This window comes from Luteibacter sp. HA06, assembly GCF_054061215.1.
Genome location: NZ_JBSSDZ010000001.1, coordinates 1,573,627 through 1,588,136 on the forward strand (window position 1 = coordinate 1,573,627; position 14,510 = coordinate 1,588,136).

Sequence of the window (14,510 nt, forward strand, 5' to 3'; positions counted from 1 at the left end):
GGCGGATTTATGTGGGAGCCGCTTTAGCGGCGATGCCCCATATGGGCCACGCACTTCAGCTCGATCGCAATCGGTGTCGGCAGGGCGGTAATGCCCAGTGTCGTACGACACGCATCCACGCCCGCGAACGCCTCGGCATAAAGCCGGTTATACGTGGCGAAATCGCGCGCCATGTCCGTCAGGAACACCGTCACGTCGACCAGGTCCTCGAAGCGAGCGCCGCTGGCTTCCAGTACGGCGCGAACGTTCGCGAACACCTGCCGGCACTGCGCCTCGATGTCGTATGACAGCAGCTCGCCGTTCGCATCGACGACATTGCCAGGCACCGCGTTCGTTGTCGGTACCCGTGGGCCCACGCCGGAAAGAAAGAGCAGGTCGCCAACGCGTCGCGCGTGCGGATAAGCGCCGACAGGCGCCGGCGCGCCCTCGGTGCGGATGATGTCATTGCCCATGGTCGATGCAGACATTCCTGGCCTCGGTAAAGAATCGCATGGCTTCGAATCCGCCTTCGCGGCCGACTCCCGATTGCTTGCTACCACCGAACGGGGTGCGCAGGTCGCGCAGCATCCAGCAGTTGACCCAGACGATGCCGAAGTCGAGCTTCGCGGAGAACCGATGCGCGCGTGACACGTCGCGCGTCCATACCGAAGCGGCAAGACCGTAGGGCGTGCCGTTGGCGATGGCGAGGGCATCGGCCTCGGTGTCGAAGGGAATCAGGGTGACGACGGGCCCGAAAATTTCTTCCTGGTTGGTCGCGGCTTCCGGTGCAAGGCCTTCGATCACGGTCGGCTGGACGAACCAGCCACCGGCACAGCGACCGTCGACCATGACGCGGTCGCCGCCGGTGAGCAACGTGCCGCCTTCGTCAACCGCTCGTGCGATGCAGGCGGTGACCTTGTCGAAGTGTGCTTTGGAGACGAGCGCGCCAAGCTGGCTCGAGGCATCGCGCGGGTCGCCAACCTGCAGCGCGCGCACGCGTTCGAGATAGGCTTCGCGAAAGCGATCATAGATGCCGCGCTGCACCAGCAGGCGCGAGCCACACAGGCAGATCTCGCCCTGGTTCGCGAAGCCCGAGCGCACGATCGTGGCCAGCGAGGCATCGGAGAAGTCGAAATCGTCGAAGACGATCGCGGGATTCTTTCCACCGAGTTCGAGCGATACCTTCTTCAATCGCGGCGCCGCAGCGCTGGCGATGGCGATGCCGGTACGCGTGCTGCCGGTGAACGAGATGGCCTTTACCGCCTCGTGGGTGACGATGGCCTCGCCCACGGCCGGGCCGGTGCCGTGCACGATATTGAGCACGCCCGGCGGAAAGCCTGCGTCGGCCACCAGCGCGCCGAGCAACCACGCCGTATAGGGCGTCACTTCGGATGGCTTGGCCACCACCGTGTTGCCGGCGGCGAGCGCAGGGGCGATCTTCCACGTGAACAGGTAAAGCGGCAGGTTCCACGGACTGATGCAGCCAACCACGCCTAGCGGCAGGCGTAGCGTGTAGTTGATCGCGCCGTGTTCCATGGCATGCGATTCGCCGCTCCATTGTCCCGCCGCGGCAGCGAAGAAGCGCAGGTTGGCGATCGCCCGGGGAATGTCGAGCGAGCGCGCAAGGGCAAGTGGCTTGCCGCTGTCCTGCGATTCGGCCTCGGCGAAGCTCTCAAGGCGAGCCTCGATCAGATCCGCCAGGCGTTGCAGGCAGCGTCCGCGGGCTTCGGCAGGTGTTTGCGCCCAGCCAGGCGCGGCGCGAGATGCAGCCGCGACGGCATCCTCGACATCGGCGGCATCGGAATCGGGGCAGCGGGCGAACGGCTGGCCGACAGCAGGGTCCACGCTGTCGAGATAACGGCCGCCGCGCGGCGCACGCGACCGGCCGTCGATGAGATTGGCGAGGATCTGCATCGCCGCGCGCCTCAGTTGAGGCTGCGTGTGCGGCCGCCGTCAACGGTGAGGCTCACTCCGTTGACGTATCCGGCGGCGGGGCTGGCAAGGAAGGCGATCACGGCCGCGATCTCCGACGGATCGCCGAAGCGGGCCGCGGGCACGCTGGCAAGAAGGCCCTTTTCAACCTCGTCGCGACCCCGGCCCGCCTTGACGCTGGCTTCGACCAGGGCCTCGAGACGCGGGGTGCGCGTGTATCCGGGAAGCACGTTGTTCACCGTGATGCCGTCCGGAGCGACTTCAGCGGAGAGCGTCTTGGCCCAGCCCGCGACGGCCGCACGCACCGTGTTGGAGACGCCGAGGTTGGGAATCGGCTCTTTCACCGACGTGGAAATGACATTGACGATGCGCCCGTAGCGGGCCTCGCGCATGCCGGGCAGGCAAGCCCGGGTAATCACCTGCGCGGCAATGAGGTGCTGGCGAAAGGCGACCAGGAAGGCCTCCGGTTCGGCATGCGCCGCCGGGCCCGGGGGCGGCCCGCCGCTGTTGTTGATCAGGACGTGTACGGCGTTGAGTTTGACTACCCCGGCGACCGCCGCGGCCAGGGCATCGGTGTCGAGCATGTCGACGGCGACGTGCCCGTGTTTCTGCCCCGGATGGGTGGACGGGAGCTCAGCCGCTAGCGCGGCCAGCGCGTCGGCGGAGCGGGAGAGCAGGGTGACGCTGGCGCCGAGCTCGGCCAGCTCGAAGGCGGTGGCCCGGCCGATGCCCTGGGAGGCGCCGCAGACCAGCGCGTGACGACCGGTGAGGCGAAGATCCATGCGTGCTCCCTGGTTGGGTGGCGGCCTGTCAGGCCTGTCTCATCGCCCACCACTGTAGCGCCATCGCGGCGAACCAGCACGGCCATGCGAACCAGGGAGCACGGCGCCACCAGCGCTGCCACCGGTTGAGATCGTCGTCATTGAACAGGGCGGGCGCGTCCGAGCGAAGTACGCGACGCATGCGCAGCCAGTTGGCCATCCCGTTCGGGCGGCCGGTATCGGCCTCGACGATCGTCTTCCACTGGTCTGGGTAACGCTTTCGAAGCAGCGACGTGAAGCGCCACTGCGCGATGAAGTGGAAGACAAAGGCCACCACCGCACCGAGCAGCAACAGGAGGTAGAGGAGGACCGCGATCTGCATGTCGGCTCAGCTACCGTTTTCTTTCTTGGAGGGGTCTTTCTTGTCCTGGTTGTGGCCCTGGCCGAGGATATCCGTGGTCACCACCTGGCGGATCGTGGAGATCACGCCATTGCCCGGCTGAGCCTTGTCGCACACGGCGTTACTGATCGCCTTTTTGTAGGTGTCGTTCTGCATGCCGACGAACAGCACGCCGTCCGGGCCATGGGGAATCTTGAAGCTGCCGGCCGAGGCCATTTTCACCGGCGCTTCGGCCGAGAAGTTGCTCGGCGACTGTTCCCAGTAGGTCTGCGCTTTCTGCTGCTTGGCGGACGAATAGACAACGATGTACCGCGCCTTGTCGTCCTCGACCTTGAACTTGCCGAACGCGCCCGTCGTTTCGTTCGTCCAGCCCATGTACTCGCACAGCTGGATGTCTTCGGCGTGTAGCGGCTGGAAGGCGTCGTCGAGTACGACGACCGTCGGCGCGAACAGGTAGCTCGAGCTGAGCCAGCGGCCATTGAGCTCGGCCTTCATCGCGACGGTGTAAGGCATCTGCGCGCCCGCCGGCAGGCGGAAGGCCAGGAAGTAGCTGCGGTCGCCGTTGAGGTTGGCGACCGGGCTGTCCTTGTCCAGCGAGAAGCGCTGTGGCTGCCACGGCAACATGTCCTGGTAGGACAGGTCGGCGAAGCTGCCGCAGCAAGGCGTGGCGTCGTCGAGCGCCTTGCGTGCGAGATCGACCGTGTTCGACGGGTTTTCCGGCGGACGGAAGTTCGGCGGCACGATGGATTTCATTGTGTGGCAGGCCGCGAGCGTGAGCATCGCGGCGGCGAGGAGCAGGGAACGGAGCGGGGAAGGGGACATAAAATTGATGGTTCTTAGAACTCGGCACTCCCTGCCGCGCGGGGATAGGGAATGGCGTCGCGAATATTCGCGAGGCCGCAGACGTAGACGAGCAGGCGCTCGAAGCCGAGGCCGAAACCGGCATGCGGCACGGTGCCGTAACGGCGCAGGTCGCGGTACCAGTTGTAGACGTCCTTATCGAGGCCGAACTGGTCCATGCGACGGTCGAGGTAGTCCAGGCGTTCTTCGCGTTGGGCACCACCGATGATCTCGCCGATACCGGGCGCGAGGACGTCCATCGCTGCGACGGTCTTGCCGTCTTCGTTCAGACGCATGTAGAACGCCTTGATCTCTTCCGGGTAGTTCATGACGACCACGGGGCGGCCGATATGTTCCTCGGCGAGATAGCGCTCGTGCTCGGTCTGCAGGTCGACACCCCACGCGACCGGGTGTTCGAACTTCTTGCCGGACTTCTGCAGGATATCGACCGCCTCGGTGTACTGGATGCGCTCGAACGGCTTGTCGATGAAGGCTTCCAGGCGCGAGATGGCGTCCGGCTGGATGCGCTCGGCGAAGAAGGCCATGTCGTCGGCGCGTTCGTCGAGCACGGCCTTGAAGATGCCCTTCAGGAACAGCTCGGCGAGATCGGCCATGTCGTTGAGGTCGGCGAAGGCGACCTCGGGCTCGACCATCCAGAACTCGGCCAGGTGACGGGTGGTGTTCGAGTTTTCGGCACGGAAGGTCGGGCCGAAGGTGTAGACCTTGCTCATCGACAGGGCATACGCCTCGACGTTGAGCTGGCCAGATACGGTCAGGAACGCCTCGCGGCCGAAGAAGTCCTTGCGCCAGTCGATGCCGCCCTTGTCGTCGCGGGGGAGGTTGGCCAAGTCCAGGGTGGACAGCCGGAACATGTCCCCGGCGCCTTCGGCGTCCGAGGTGGTGATGATCGGGGTGTTGATCCAGAAGAAGCCCTGCTCGGTCAGCAGGCGGTGGATCGCCATCATCATGGTGTGGCGCACGCGGGTCACGGCGCCGAACAGGTTCGTACGCGGGCGCAGGTGGGCGACCTCGCGCAGGAACTCCATGGAGTGCTGCTTCGGCTGGATCGGGTAGGTGAGCGGGTTCTCGACGAAGCCGGTGACCTCGATCTTCGTGGCCTGGATCTCGAAGGCCTGGCCCTTGCCCTGGGAGGGGACGAGCTTGCCCGTGGCGATGATGCCCGCGCCGGCCGATAGCCGCTTCACGTCGGCCTCGTAGTTGGCCAGGTCGGCGGTGGCGACCACCTGGATGGGGGCGAAGCAGGAGCCGTCGCTCACGTTCACGAAGGACAGGCCGCCCTTGGATTCACGCAGCGTGCGGACCCAGCCGCGTACAGTGACTTCGTGTTCCGCCGCGGTCGTGCCGCCAGCGAGAGCCTGCTTGACGCTTACCACCGTCATCGATTGAAACTCCAGAAAAGGCACCGCACATTAAAGAGGGCGCATGGGACGCGACCCTGCATGATAATGTAAGGGCCACGTGAACGGCAGCGTTCTCCCGATATACCACGGTAAAAAAACGTCTTCATGAGCATTCAGATCACCCCAGCCGCCTCCGACCGCATGCGGTCCTTCCTCGAAAAGGCCCCCGAGGCGGCGGGCGTGCGCTTCTCCGTCAAGCGGATGGGCTGCTCGGGCTTCGGCTACGTGGTCGATCTGGCCGGCGCCATTGGTGCAGACGACCAGGTCATGGATATCGACGGTATCCGGGTGGTGGTCGACCCCAAGAGCCTCCCCCTGGTCGAAGGCACCCTGATCGACTTCCAGCGCCAGGGCCTCAACGCCTCCTTCGTCTTCCACAACCCCAACGCCACCGGCGAGTGCGGCTGCGGCGAGTCATTCACTGTCTCCTGAGCCACCCTTGCGGTAACCCCCGGTTTCTCCTTACAATGCGCGGCTGGCTCTCCCCAAAGGGAGTGCCTTCTTGCCTCACCGCACGTTGCGGGAGGCTGCCATCCCCGCAAGGGGTGCATCCACAAGGAGTCACCATGCGTCATTACGAAGTTGTGTTCATGGTCCATCCGGACCAGAGCGAACAGGTGCCTGCCATGATCGAGCGCTACAAAGCGCTGATCGAAGGCGACAACGGCAAGATCCACCGTCTCGAAGACTGGGGCCGCCGTCAGCTGGCTTACCCGATCGCCAACCTCGCCAAAGCTCACTACGTGATGCTGAACATCGAGGTTTCGCAGAACGCCCTGAACGAGCTCGAGACGGGCTTCCGCTTCAACGACGCCGTGCTGCGTCACCTCGTGGTTCGCCGCGACGAAGCCGACCTCGAGCCGTCCTTCATCCTTAAGAGCAAGGAAAAGGACGAGCAGAAGGGTTCGCGTCGCCGTGACGACGACGACAGCAGCGACGATCGTCGCGGCGGTCGCGATAACGACAACGATCGCGACAGCGACGACTAATCGGGGATCACAGCCATGTCTAAATTCTTCCGCCGCCGCAAGTTCTGCCGTTTCACCGCCGAAGGCGTCAAAGAGATCGATTACAAGGATCTCAACACCCTCCGTCAGTACGTCACCGAGAACGGCAAGATCGTCCCGAGCCGCATCACGGGCACGAAGGCACGCTACCAGCGCCAGCTGGCGACCGCGATCAAGCGCGCTCGCTTCCTCTCGCTGCTGCCGTACACCGACAACCACGACGTCTGATAACCCCGGCGCTCTCCCGTTTCGGTGAGGGCGCTCGGTTGCAGGCATTTCGGACAACCGTCCTGGCTGCACGGGGCCCATTCCGTGCTAACGAAAAGTAAGGAAATACCATGGAACTCATCCTCCTCCAGAAGGTGAAGAACCTCGGTGACCTCGGCGACAAGGTCAACGTCAAGCCGGGTTACGGTCGTAACTTCCTCCTTCCGACTGGCAAGGCCGCTCGCGCGACCGCCGCCAACCTCGAAGCGTTCGAAGCACGTCGTGCCGAATACGAAGCGAAGGCCAAGGAGCACCTGTCGGGTGCCGAGGCTCGCGCTGCCAAGCTCGACGGCGCCGAGGTCACGATCGAAGTCAACGCTTCGCCGGAAGGCAAGCTGTTCGGCTCGGTCACCCCGCGTGACGTTGCCGAAGCCCTGACCGCCAAGGGTCTGGAAGTCGACAAGAGCGAAGTGATCCAGGCCGAAGGCCCGTATCGCAATGTTGGTGAGTACGATGCAGTCATCGTTCTCCACGCCGACATCCAGCAGACGGTCAAGGTCAAGGTGGTCGGCGCGTAAGCTCCGAACCTCCCTGAGATCCTCGGAAGCGGGCGCCGAAAGGCGCCCGTTTTCGTTTCAGGCCATCCAGGATCCGTTTCACCCACAGGTTATCCACAGACTTATCCTCTCACCGGGTGAGACATCCCCGCGTATCATGGCCTCACGGCCAGGCCGTCCCGGCCAGGGGCGCCGTCAGCAACACGAGGTATTCCATGTCCTTCAATCCCGAGCGCGGTGAGCGCGGAGACCGCAAGCGTCGTCGTGAGCCCACGCCGTTCGACTCGTTGCGCATTCCTCCGAATTCGATCGAGGCCGAGCAGGCGGTGCTGGGCGGTCTCATGCTCTCGCCCGATTCGCTGGACAAGGTGGCCGACAAGCTCACCGACGACGACTTCTACCGCAAGGACCACCGCCTCATCTGGCGCGCCATCAACGAACTCGCCAACAAGGGCATGCCCTGCGATGCGATTACGCTGGGCGAGTGGTTCGTCGCCAACGACCTTGCCGAGATGGTGGGTGGTGCCAGCTACCTGATGGAACTGGCCAACTCCACGCCCAGCGCGGCCAACATCGGCGCGTACGGTGACATCGTTCGCGAGAAATCCGTACTGCGCATGCTCATCGACGCCGGCACGTCCATCACCGAAGACGGCTTTCGCCCCGAGGGCAAGAGCGTCCAGGAAGTGATGGAACTGGCCGAGCAGCGCGTGTTCCGCATCGCGGAATCTGGCGCGCGCGGCAAGAAGGACATCGTCTCCGTGCGTGAGGCCGTGGGCGAGGCTTTCCGCATGCTCACCGAGCGCTATGAGAAGCGTGGCCAGCTTACGGGTCTTTCCACGGGATTCACCGATCTCGACGAACTGACGTCAGGACTGCAGCCGTCGGATCTGATCATCGTCGCGGCGCGTCCGTCGATGGGCAAGACGGCCTTCGCCTTGAATCTCGCCGAAGCCGCGGCTATGCGTGGCAAGAAAGCTGTCGCGGTGTTCTCGATGGAAATGTCGGCGTCACAGCTGGCTTTTCGATTGATTTCCTCGCTGGGTCGCGTCCATGCGCAGCATTTGCGTAACGGTGACCTCGCCGAGGAAGACTGGCCGCGCGTGACGTCCGCCATCACCATGCTCTCGGACGCCAAGATCTTCATCGACGACACGCCCGCGATGTCGCCGGTGGAAATGCGTTCGCGTTCGCGTCGCCTGCAGCGCGAGCATGGCCTGGGCCTTATCGTGATCGACTACCTGCAGCTGATGCAGGTGCCAGGCAACAGCGAAAACCGCGCGACGGAAATCTCCGAGATCTCCCGTGGCCTGAAGGCCCTGGCGAAGGAACTCAACGTGCCGGTGATCGCGCTGTCGCAGTTGAATCGCTCCCTCGAGCAGCGCGCCGACAAGCGTCCGATGATGTCCGATCTTCGCGAATCCGGCGCTATCGAGCAGGACGCCGACGTCATCATGTTCATTTACCGCGACGACTACTACAACAAGGAGTCGCCGGATAAGGGCCTGGCCGAAATCATCATCGGCAAGCAGCGAAACGGCCCCACCGACACCATCAAGCTCGCCTTCCTCGGCCACTACACCAAGTTCGAGAACTGGGCCCCCGATTCCTACGTAGGCACCTTCGACTGATCCTGACTGACCACTAACCATGGGCGCCGATTCATAGGCCGCTCCCTGTGGGAGCCGATTCATCGGCGATCCACAAAGGGCGTACGCTATCCGCAGCCGAAGCGGGGGTGCGCTTTGAACACCGACCACTACGATGTCCTGATCATCGGTGCCGGCCTATCCGGCATCGGCATGGCCTGCCGGTTGGCGATGGCCGGCCCCGAGAAACGTGTGGGCATTCTCGAACGACGCCACGCCATCGGCGGCACCTGGGACTTCTTTCGCTATCCGGGCGTCCGCTCCGACTCGGACATGTTCACCTTCGGCTACGCGTTCCGGCCGTGGAACGAGTTGAAGGTGTTGGCGGATGGCGATGCGATCCGCGACTACGTCGTGGCAACGGCGCGCGAATACGGTATCGAAGAAAAAATTCGGTTTGGGTTGAGCACGACGTACGCATCGTGGTCTTCCGCCGAATCCCTCTGGACGGTCACCGCTGTCGATGAGCAAGGAAGTGTGCAGGTCTTCACTGCGAAGTTCCTCGTCGGGTGCACCGGCTACTACGCCTACGACCACGGCTATGTGCCTGACTTCCCTGATAGAGATCGCTTCGAGGGTCGTTTCGTTCATCCGCAGCAGTGGCCGGACGACATGGAGTGGGAAGGAAAGCGCGTTGTCGTCATAGGCAGTGGAGCCACGGCGATCACTCTCGTTCCCGAGCTGGCGGCGAAAGCGGCACACGTCACCCTGCTTCAGCGCTCACCCGGCTATGTCTTTTCCGTGCCTTCCCGCGATGCGATATCGGCAGCGCTGTTACACGTACTGCCCAAGCACGTGGTCTATGCCATGGCGCGCCGGCGAAACATTGCACTGCAGCGACTGCTCTATCGTGCTGCGATGCGCTGGCCAAAGCGAGTGCGATCCCTGCTGCTCGCAGCCGTGCGTCGTCGCCTGGATGGTGCGGCAGCGCTCAGAGACTTTGCGCCTGCTTACGATCCGTGGACACAACGCCTCTGCGTCGTACCCGACAACGACCTTTTCACCGCAGTTCGCGAGGGCAAGGCATCGGTACGGACCGACACCATCGACGCCTTCACCGGGTCCGGCGTCCGGCTGGCATCGGGCGCGATGATCGATGCCGACATCATTATTTCCGCAACGGGCTTCCGTGTGCAGGTACTCGGTGGCATGCGCATCGAGGTCGACGGCGTCCTCCGCGATCCCGGCAGCCTGCTGACGTACAAAGGCGTGTTGCTCGACGGCATACCGAATGCTGCGGTGCTGTTCGGCTACATCAATGCATCGTGGACGCTGAAAGTGGATCTCGCCGCGCAGTACGTGTGTCGCCTCCTGCGCCGGATGGACGAGCGCGGCGCTAACGTTGCCGTGCCTCGGTCACCGCCTGGGCAGGCCCTCGATGAGTGCATCCTGGGCGCGCTCACCTCTGGCTACGTCATGCGGGGCGAAGCGGAATTGCCGAGGCAGGGCAGGGATGCGCCCTGGCGTGTGACCCACCGTTACGAAGTGGACCGGCGAGTGTTGCTGGATGACCCCGTGGACGACGCATGGCTTGAGATGGATTGCCGTCATGAGGACGGCAGAAATCTCACTGCGCGTCGCTGAAGAAGGGCGACGAGATCCGGTGCCATGTAGTCATAGTCGTCGGGGATGTTCAGGCAAACCAGGCGCTTTCCCTTCAGTGCTTCGCCGAAGCCCCGGCGCAACTTCGCCTGATGACGGGTTTCCATGACAACGATCACGTCCGCCCAGCGTAGTTGCTCTGTCGAGACGGGCACCTCAGCGTCTTGATTTACGCCTGCAGAGTCGGTTTCGATGCCTGGATACGAGGCGAACACGTGTTCCGCTGTTGGGCTACGCAGCTTGTTCTTTGCGCAGATAAAAAGAATTCGTGTCATGGGCCCCGGTATCCCTTCCGAAAGGTTGCATGTGGCGGGTCGTTTCGCCGACCATCGGGTCGGGGTGATTTTAGCTTCAGGGGACGATCATGCGTGTTGCGATGTTACTTTGCGCGGTGTGCTTTGCGGGCGTGGCGATCGCCGCGACGCCGCAGGCCCGGATCGTGTTACCTGACAACCCGACGCCCGACCAGCGCGCTGACATCGAGCAGCGCCTGAACGACTGGCCGCTGCTGGCGCGCTTCGCAAAGGACAACGCCACGTACCCGCCACCGAAGCAGGGCGAGAAGCGCGTGGTCTTTTTTGGCGACTCGATCACCGACTTCTGGGGCAGACCTGTCGGCGAGTTCTTCCCGGGCCAGGGCTATATCAACCGCGGCATCAGCGGACAGACGACGCCGCAGATGCTGGTGCGCTTCCGGGCCGATGTCATCGCGCTGGAGCCGAAAGTCGTTGTCATCCTTGCAGGAACCAACGACATCTCTGGCAACACGGGTGCGGCCACATTAACGATGATCGAAGACAATCTTTCGTCAATGGCCGAGCTGGCGCGTGCCCACGGCATTCGTGTAGTCCTTGCCACGCTTCTGCCGGTAAACGACTATGTGGACGGCCTGCAGACCGCGCGTCGTCCACAGACCGAGATTCGCGCACTGAATGGCTGGATTCGCTCATACGCCTCGCGTGAGCATCTTGTGCTGCTCGATTATTACCCCGCGATGGTCGATGCGAGTGCTGCCCTGAAGAGGGAGCTCAGCGACGACGGATTACATCCGAACGCGAGGGGTTATGCGGTCATGGCGCCGATAGCTCAGGGTGCGGTGAATGCCGCCTTAGGGAGTGCTGTTATAGCGACCGATCCGCGCTAGTTCGCTTGAGGTGCGCGGGCGAACCCTACACATTGGCCAGCGGACTCGCACTGCGTTTTAGGACAATTCCCAGCAGACCATCGTCAACCCAGTCGGTAGCATCGTGTCCTCTTTCGATTGCCATCAGGACAGGACCGACATGGAATTTACTCTCAGGCACGCCGCGCTGGCGTCGCTTGCAATAGGCGCCGCCGTTTCGATGACGGCATGCACGACGGCAAATCCGCTTGTCACCCGCACGCAGAAGCAGCACGAGGCGAAAGTCGCTGCGATTCCCCACTGCGCGCGCAAGCTGGGTACGATTTCGGTCATCGAGCCCGAAGGCGACGTTCACTGGTGGACACAGCAACAGCTGCCATCACCGACCAAGCTCATCAAGGTGTTCGTCAACAAGTCCGGTTGCTTCACCCTACTCGATCGCGGCATGGGCATGAACGCAGCGATGCGCGAGCGCGCCCTCGCTGCGGGTGGTGAGCTGCGTGGCGGCGCCAATATCGGGAAGGGCCAGGTCAAGGCGGCCGACTACGTTCTGGTGCCCGATTTGATCTCGTCCAATGCCAATGCCGGTCGGAGTTCGCTCAGCGCATTGGCTGGCGGCCTCATCGGTGGCGGCGCGGGCGCACTCGTCGGTGCGATCAACATTAGCTCGAAGACCTCTGATGTCGTTCTCACCGTGACGGACGTTCGTTCGTCCGAGCAGGTCGCGATGACCGAGGGCCACGGCGAAAAGAACGACATCGGCCTGGGCGCCGGTGGTTCCTTCTTCGGCGGCCAGGGGTTGGGCGGGGCCGGTATCGGCGGTTATGCGAACACGACCATCGGCCAGGTCATCACCATGGCCTACCTCGACGCTTATACCAAGCTCGTGAATGAGATGGGCGGCATGCCCGGCAACGCGTCGGCGGCTAACTCCCGACAGTCCGGTGCCGTAAGCGTTGCTACGCGGATGTTTCCCACGGCCAGCATGAAAGGCAAGCCGGTCCGCTCGCTCAGTCCTGGCATGACCGTCTACCCCACGGGCGACAAGGTCGGTGTCATCTGGGAGGTGGAAGACGAGCACGGTAACCGTGGCTGGATCTCGTCAGAGAATTTCGACCTGGCGAAATAAAAGAGCAAGCAGTGCAAGCGCCGGGCTTGTGCTGCTCACCACATCGTCCGTCGGCGGGGCGAGGCCGCCGAGGTGGAACATGTCATCATCCCTTGCTACCATTTCGCACGAACGGGTTGCGCTCCAGGGGGGCGCAACCAATAGCCGTGGTTAACCGGCTTCAGACAGGGGATGTCGTTTGCGCTGCTTCCATGCCGGATACAAAGCGTTTTCCAACGAACTTCGCCAGCGGGCGTGCTCATCGACGTGCGTTCGAGCGAACAGGTCGCGCTGGCGCAGGGTCAGGCCAAGAAGACCGACCTCGGCATCAATGCGTCGGGTGCGCTGTTCGGCAACTCCGGCGTCGGCGGCGCTGGCGTTGGCGGCTATGCGAATACCGAGATGGGTCAGTTGATCACGATGGCCTACCTGCAGGCATACACCGACCTGGTCGGGCAGCTGGGTGGCCTCAACGGCAACGCCTCGGCGAGCAACGCCCAGCAGGCCGTCACGGTGACCAAGCCGGGTCGCCTGCTCGCGAACGCGAAGGGCACCGGTACCGCCGTGCGTACGCTGGATCCGGGGATGATGCTTTATCCCACGGGCACCAAAGACGGGATGATGTGGGAAGTGCAGGACGAGCTCGGTAACAAGGGTTGGGTCTCCTCGACCCTGATCGAACTGTCCAAGTGACGCCATGGCAGTGGCGAGCGTCGGTCTTGATGCCCGCCACTGCCAGTCCCTCGCCACACGGCTGCCCGTTGGATGCGGCTAGACTGAGCGGTCTGTCCTTGCCGCGTTGACCGCTTCCAGCCCATGAGTCGTACCACTGTCGCCACCATTCATCTCGGCGCCCTGCGCCATAACCTGGCCCGCGTTCGCGAGCTGGCGGGGGATGCGAAGGTGATGGCGGTGGTCAAGGCCGATGCCTACGGCCATGGCCTTGAACGGGTCGCCCGTGCGCTCGATGGAGAAGCCGAGGCCTTCGCGGTGGCCGCCATTGGCGATGGCCTGCGTTTGCGCGCCGCCGGTCATCGGCAGCGCATCGTCGTGCTTTCCGGTCCCGACACCCCTTCCGATATTGCGGAAATGCAGCGCCTTCGCCTGGATGCGTTGATCCACCACGATGCCCAGTTGCCCTGGTTAGCCAGGGCCGATCCTTCACGCGGGCCAGTGCGCGTATGGATCAAGTTCGACACCGGCATGCACCGTCTGGGTTTTGCGCCCGCCCGCGCCCGCGAAGTCCACGCACTACTGCAGGCCATGCCTGCCATAGACGGCGAGATCGGTCTCATGACCCATTTCGCCTCCTCGGAAGAATTCGAGGGGCACGAAACAGCCCTGCAGATCCAGCGCTTCAAGGAGGCGACCGCCGGTCTCGACGGGCCACGGGCGCTGGCGAACTCCGCAGCAGTGCTTGGCTGGCCCGACGCCCGCGCCGACTGGGTCCGTACGGGCGGCCTGCTTTACGGGCTTTCGGTTGTGGAAGGTCGCACAGGTGCCGATTTCGGCTTCCGCCCGGCGATGACCCTCTCGACCCGGCTTGTCGCGATCAATCAGCTCGCGAAGGGCGAGCGTGTCGGTTACAACGGCACCTACGAATGTCCCGAGGATATGGCCGTCGGCGTGGCCGCCATCGGCTATGGCGATGGCTATCCCCGGAGTGCGGCGGCAGGCACGCCCGTGTTGGTGAACGGCCACACGGCGCCGCTGATCGGCCGCGTCTCGATGGACCTGATCACGATCGATCTGCGCGACGTTCCCGATGCACGCACCGGTGATCGCGTCACCCTCTGGGGAGAAGGCCTGCCTGTCGAGACCGTCGCAGCTGCGGCCGGTACGATTTCCTACGACCTCACCTGCGGCATGACCCGTCGCGTACTCTTCGTCGAAGACGAAAGCTGATTCGCGCGCCGTTGCGCGT

General features: G+C 63.7%; 16 protein-coding genes and 1 pseudogene. 10 read left to right on the forward strand and 7 right to left on the reverse strand.

Annotation, left to right across the window (positions count from 1 at the left end; genetic code table 11):
• Positions 1 to 23 precede the first annotated feature (23 nt).
• The 6 genes from ACVWWJ_RS07010 to asnS are packed head-to-tail and all read right to left on the reverse strand — an operon-like array spanning position 24 to position 5,312.
• Positions 24 to 452, reverse strand: a complete 429-nt coding sequence (locus ACVWWJ_RS07010) for a RidA family protein (protein ID WP_456969674.1) — start codon at positions 450 to 452, stop codon at positions 24 to 26.
• Complete coding sequence (locus tag ACVWWJ_RS07015; RefSeq protein ID WP_456967217.1) at positions 442 to 1,893, reverse strand: aldehyde dehydrogenase; 1,452 nt, start codon at positions 1,891 to 1,893, stop codon at positions 442 to 444. Before ACVWWJ_RS07015 ends, ACVWWJ_RS07010 begins: the two co-directional genes overlap by 11 nt.
• Before the next feature lie 11 nt (positions 1,894 to 1,904).
• Complete coding sequence (locus tag ACVWWJ_RS07020) at positions 1,905 to 2,693, reverse strand: SDR family oxidoreductase (RefSeq protein ID WP_456967218.1); 789 nt, start codon at positions 2,691 to 2,693, stop codon at positions 1,905 to 1,907.
• Between the two features lie 28 nt (positions 2,694 to 2,721).
• The gene (locus ACVWWJ_RS07025) at positions 2,722 to 3,054 is read right to left on the reverse strand and encodes a hypothetical protein (RefSeq protein ID WP_456967219.1); all 333 of its coding nucleotides are present in this window, start codon (positions 3,052 to 3,054) and stop codon (positions 2,722 to 2,724) included.
• Between the two features lie 6 nt (positions 3,055 to 3,060).
• Complete coding sequence (locus ACVWWJ_RS07030) at positions 3,061 to 3,894, reverse strand: MalM family protein (protein WP_456967220.1); 834 nt, start codon at positions 3,892 to 3,894, stop codon at positions 3,061 to 3,063.
• 14 nt (positions 3,895 to 3,908) lie between these two features.
• The gene (gene asnS / locus ACVWWJ_RS07035) at positions 3,909 to 5,312 is read right to left on the reverse strand and encodes an asparagine--tRNA ligase (RefSeq protein ID WP_159893149.1); all 1,404 of its coding nucleotides are present in this window, start codon (positions 5,310 to 5,312) and stop codon (positions 3,909 to 3,911) included.
• Positions 5,313 to 5,438: 126 nt separating this feature from the next.
• Here asnS and ACVWWJ_RS07040 point away from each other — a divergent pair, with 126 nt between their 5' ends.
• The 6 genes from ACVWWJ_RS07040 (at position 5,439) to ACVWWJ_RS07065 (ending at position 10,337) form a co-directional block, all read left to right on the forward strand.
• The gene (locus ACVWWJ_RS07040) at positions 5,439 to 5,765 is read left to right on the forward strand and encodes a HesB/IscA family protein (RefSeq protein WP_159893151.1); all 327 of its coding nucleotides are present in this window, start codon (positions 5,439 to 5,441) and stop codon (positions 5,763 to 5,765) included.
• Between the two features lie 134 nt (positions 5,766 to 5,899).
• Complete coding sequence (rpsF, locus tag ACVWWJ_RS07045; RefSeq protein ID WP_159893153.1) at positions 5,900 to 6,322, forward strand: 30S ribosomal protein S6; 423 nt, start codon at positions 5,900 to 5,902, stop codon at positions 6,320 to 6,322.
• 15 nt (positions 6,323 to 6,337) lie between these two features.
• Complete coding sequence (gene rpsR / locus ACVWWJ_RS07050) at positions 6,338 to 6,568, forward strand: 30S ribosomal protein S18 (RefSeq protein ID WP_029214018.1); 231 nt, start codon at positions 6,338 to 6,340, stop codon at positions 6,566 to 6,568.
• A 110-nt stretch (positions 6,569 to 6,678) separates the two neighbouring features.
• Positions 6,679 to 7,125, forward strand: a complete 447-nt coding sequence (rplI, locus tag ACVWWJ_RS07055) for a 50S ribosomal protein L9 (protein WP_159893155.1) — start codon at positions 6,679 to 6,681, stop codon at positions 7,123 to 7,125.
• A gap of 194 nt (positions 7,126 to 7,319) precedes the next feature.
• Complete coding sequence (locus ACVWWJ_RS07060; RefSeq protein ID WP_159893157.1) at positions 7,320 to 8,735, forward strand: replicative DNA helicase; 1,416 nt, start codon at positions 7,320 to 7,322, stop codon at positions 8,733 to 8,735.
• Positions 8,736 to 8,849: 114 nt separating this feature from the next.
• Positions 8,850 to 10,337: a flavin-containing monooxygenase gene (locus tag ACVWWJ_RS07065; RefSeq protein ID WP_456967221.1), complete on the forward strand. Its 1,488-nt coding sequence runs from the start codon at positions 8,850 to 8,852 to the stop codon at positions 10,335 to 10,337.
• Here ACVWWJ_RS07065 and ACVWWJ_RS07070 read toward each other — a convergent pair.
• Entirely contained in the window at positions 10,301 to 10,630 is a 330-nt protein-coding gene (locus ACVWWJ_RS07070; protein WP_456967222.1) for a low molecular weight protein tyrosine phosphatase family protein, read from the reverse strand. The two genes, ACVWWJ_RS07065 and ACVWWJ_RS07070, sit on opposite strands and share 37 nt — an antisense overlap.
• A gap of 89 nt (positions 10,631 to 10,719) precedes the next feature.
• On the opposite strand from ACVWWJ_RS07070, the gene ACVWWJ_RS07075 reads away from it, so the two are divergent.
• From ACVWWJ_RS07075 to alr, 4 genes and pseudogenes are all read left to right on the forward strand, one after another.
• Entirely contained in the window at positions 10,720 to 11,499 is a 780-nt protein-coding gene (locus ACVWWJ_RS07075; RefSeq protein ID WP_456967223.1) for an SGNH/GDSL hydrolase family protein, read from the forward strand.
• Between the two features lie 139 nt (positions 11,500 to 11,638).
• Positions 11,639 to 12,607 carry a CsgG/HfaB family protein gene (locus ACVWWJ_RS07080; protein WP_456967224.1) on the forward strand — a complete coding sequence of 323 codons (969 nt, stop codon included), beginning with the start codon at positions 11,639 to 11,641 and terminating at the stop codon, positions 12,605 to 12,607.
• 237 nt (positions 12,608 to 12,844) lie between these two features.
• Positions 12,845 to 13,279: pseudogene (locus ACVWWJ_RS07085) on the forward strand (CsgG/HfaB family protein); the annotation flags it as partial.
• 123 nt (positions 13,280 to 13,402) lie between these two features.
• A complete protein-coding gene (gene alr / locus ACVWWJ_RS07090; protein WP_456967225.1) occupies positions 13,403 to 14,491 on the forward strand; it encodes an alanine racemase in 1,089 nt (362 codons plus the stop codon).
• Positions 14,492 to 14,510 lie beyond the last annotated feature (19 nt).

Bases quoted from the DNA above. Each gene is read 5' to 3' on its own strand.
- ACVWWJ_RS07010 (WP_456969674.1), bottom strand. From the start codon at position 452: ATGGGCAATGACATCATCCGCACCGAGGGCGCGCCGGCGCCTGTCGGC.
- ACVWWJ_RS07015 (WP_456967217.1), bottom strand. From the start codon at position 1,893: ATGCAGATCCTCGCCAATCTCATCGACGGCCGGTCGCGTGCGCCGCGC.
- ACVWWJ_RS07020 (WP_456967218.1), bottom strand. From the start codon at position 2,693: ATGGATCTTCGCCTCACCGGTCGTCACGCGCTGGTCTGCGGCGCCTCC.
- ACVWWJ_RS07025 (WP_456967219.1), bottom strand. From the start codon at position 3,054: ATGCAGATCGCGGTCCTCCTCTACCTCCTGTTGCTGCTCGGTGCGGTG.
- ACVWWJ_RS07030 (WP_456967220.1), bottom strand. From the start codon at position 3,894: ATGTCCCCTTCCCCGCTCCGTTCCCTGCTCCTCGCCGCCGCGATGCTC.
- asnS (WP_159893149.1), bottom strand. From the start codon at position 5,312: ATGACGGTGGTAAGCGTCAAGCAGGCTCTCGCTGGCGGCACGACCGCG.
- ACVWWJ_RS07040 (WP_159893151.1), top strand. From the start codon at position 5,439: ATGAGCATTCAGATCACCCCAGCCGCCTCCGACCGCATGCGGTCCTTC.
- rpsF (WP_159893153.1), top strand. From the start codon at position 5,900: ATGCGTCATTACGAAGTTGTGTTCATGGTCCATCCGGACCAGAGCGAA.
- rpsR (WP_029214018.1), top strand. From the start codon at position 6,338: ATGTCTAAATTCTTCCGCCGCCGCAAGTTCTGCCGTTTCACCGCCGAA.
- rplI (WP_159893155.1), top strand. From the start codon at position 6,679: ATGGAACTCATCCTCCTCCAGAAGGTGAAGAACCTCGGTGACCTCGGC.
- ACVWWJ_RS07060 (WP_159893157.1), top strand. From the start codon at position 7,320: ATGTCCTTCAATCCCGAGCGCGGTGAGCGCGGAGACCGCAAGCGTCGT.
- ACVWWJ_RS07070 (WP_456967222.1), bottom strand. From the start codon at position 10,630: ATGACACGAATTCTTTTTATCTGCGCAAAGAACAAGCTGCGTAGCCCA.
- ACVWWJ_RS07075 (WP_456967223.1), top strand. From the start codon at position 10,720: ATGCGTGTTGCGATGTTACTTTGCGCGGTGTGCTTTGCGGGCGTGGCG.
- ACVWWJ_RS07080 (WP_456967224.1), top strand. From the start codon at position 11,639: ATGGAATTTACTCTCAGGCACGCCGCGCTGGCGTCGCTTGCAATAGGC.
- alr (WP_456967225.1), top strand. From the start codon at position 13,403: ATGAGTCGTACCACTGTCGCCACCATTCATCTCGGCGCCCTGCGCCAT.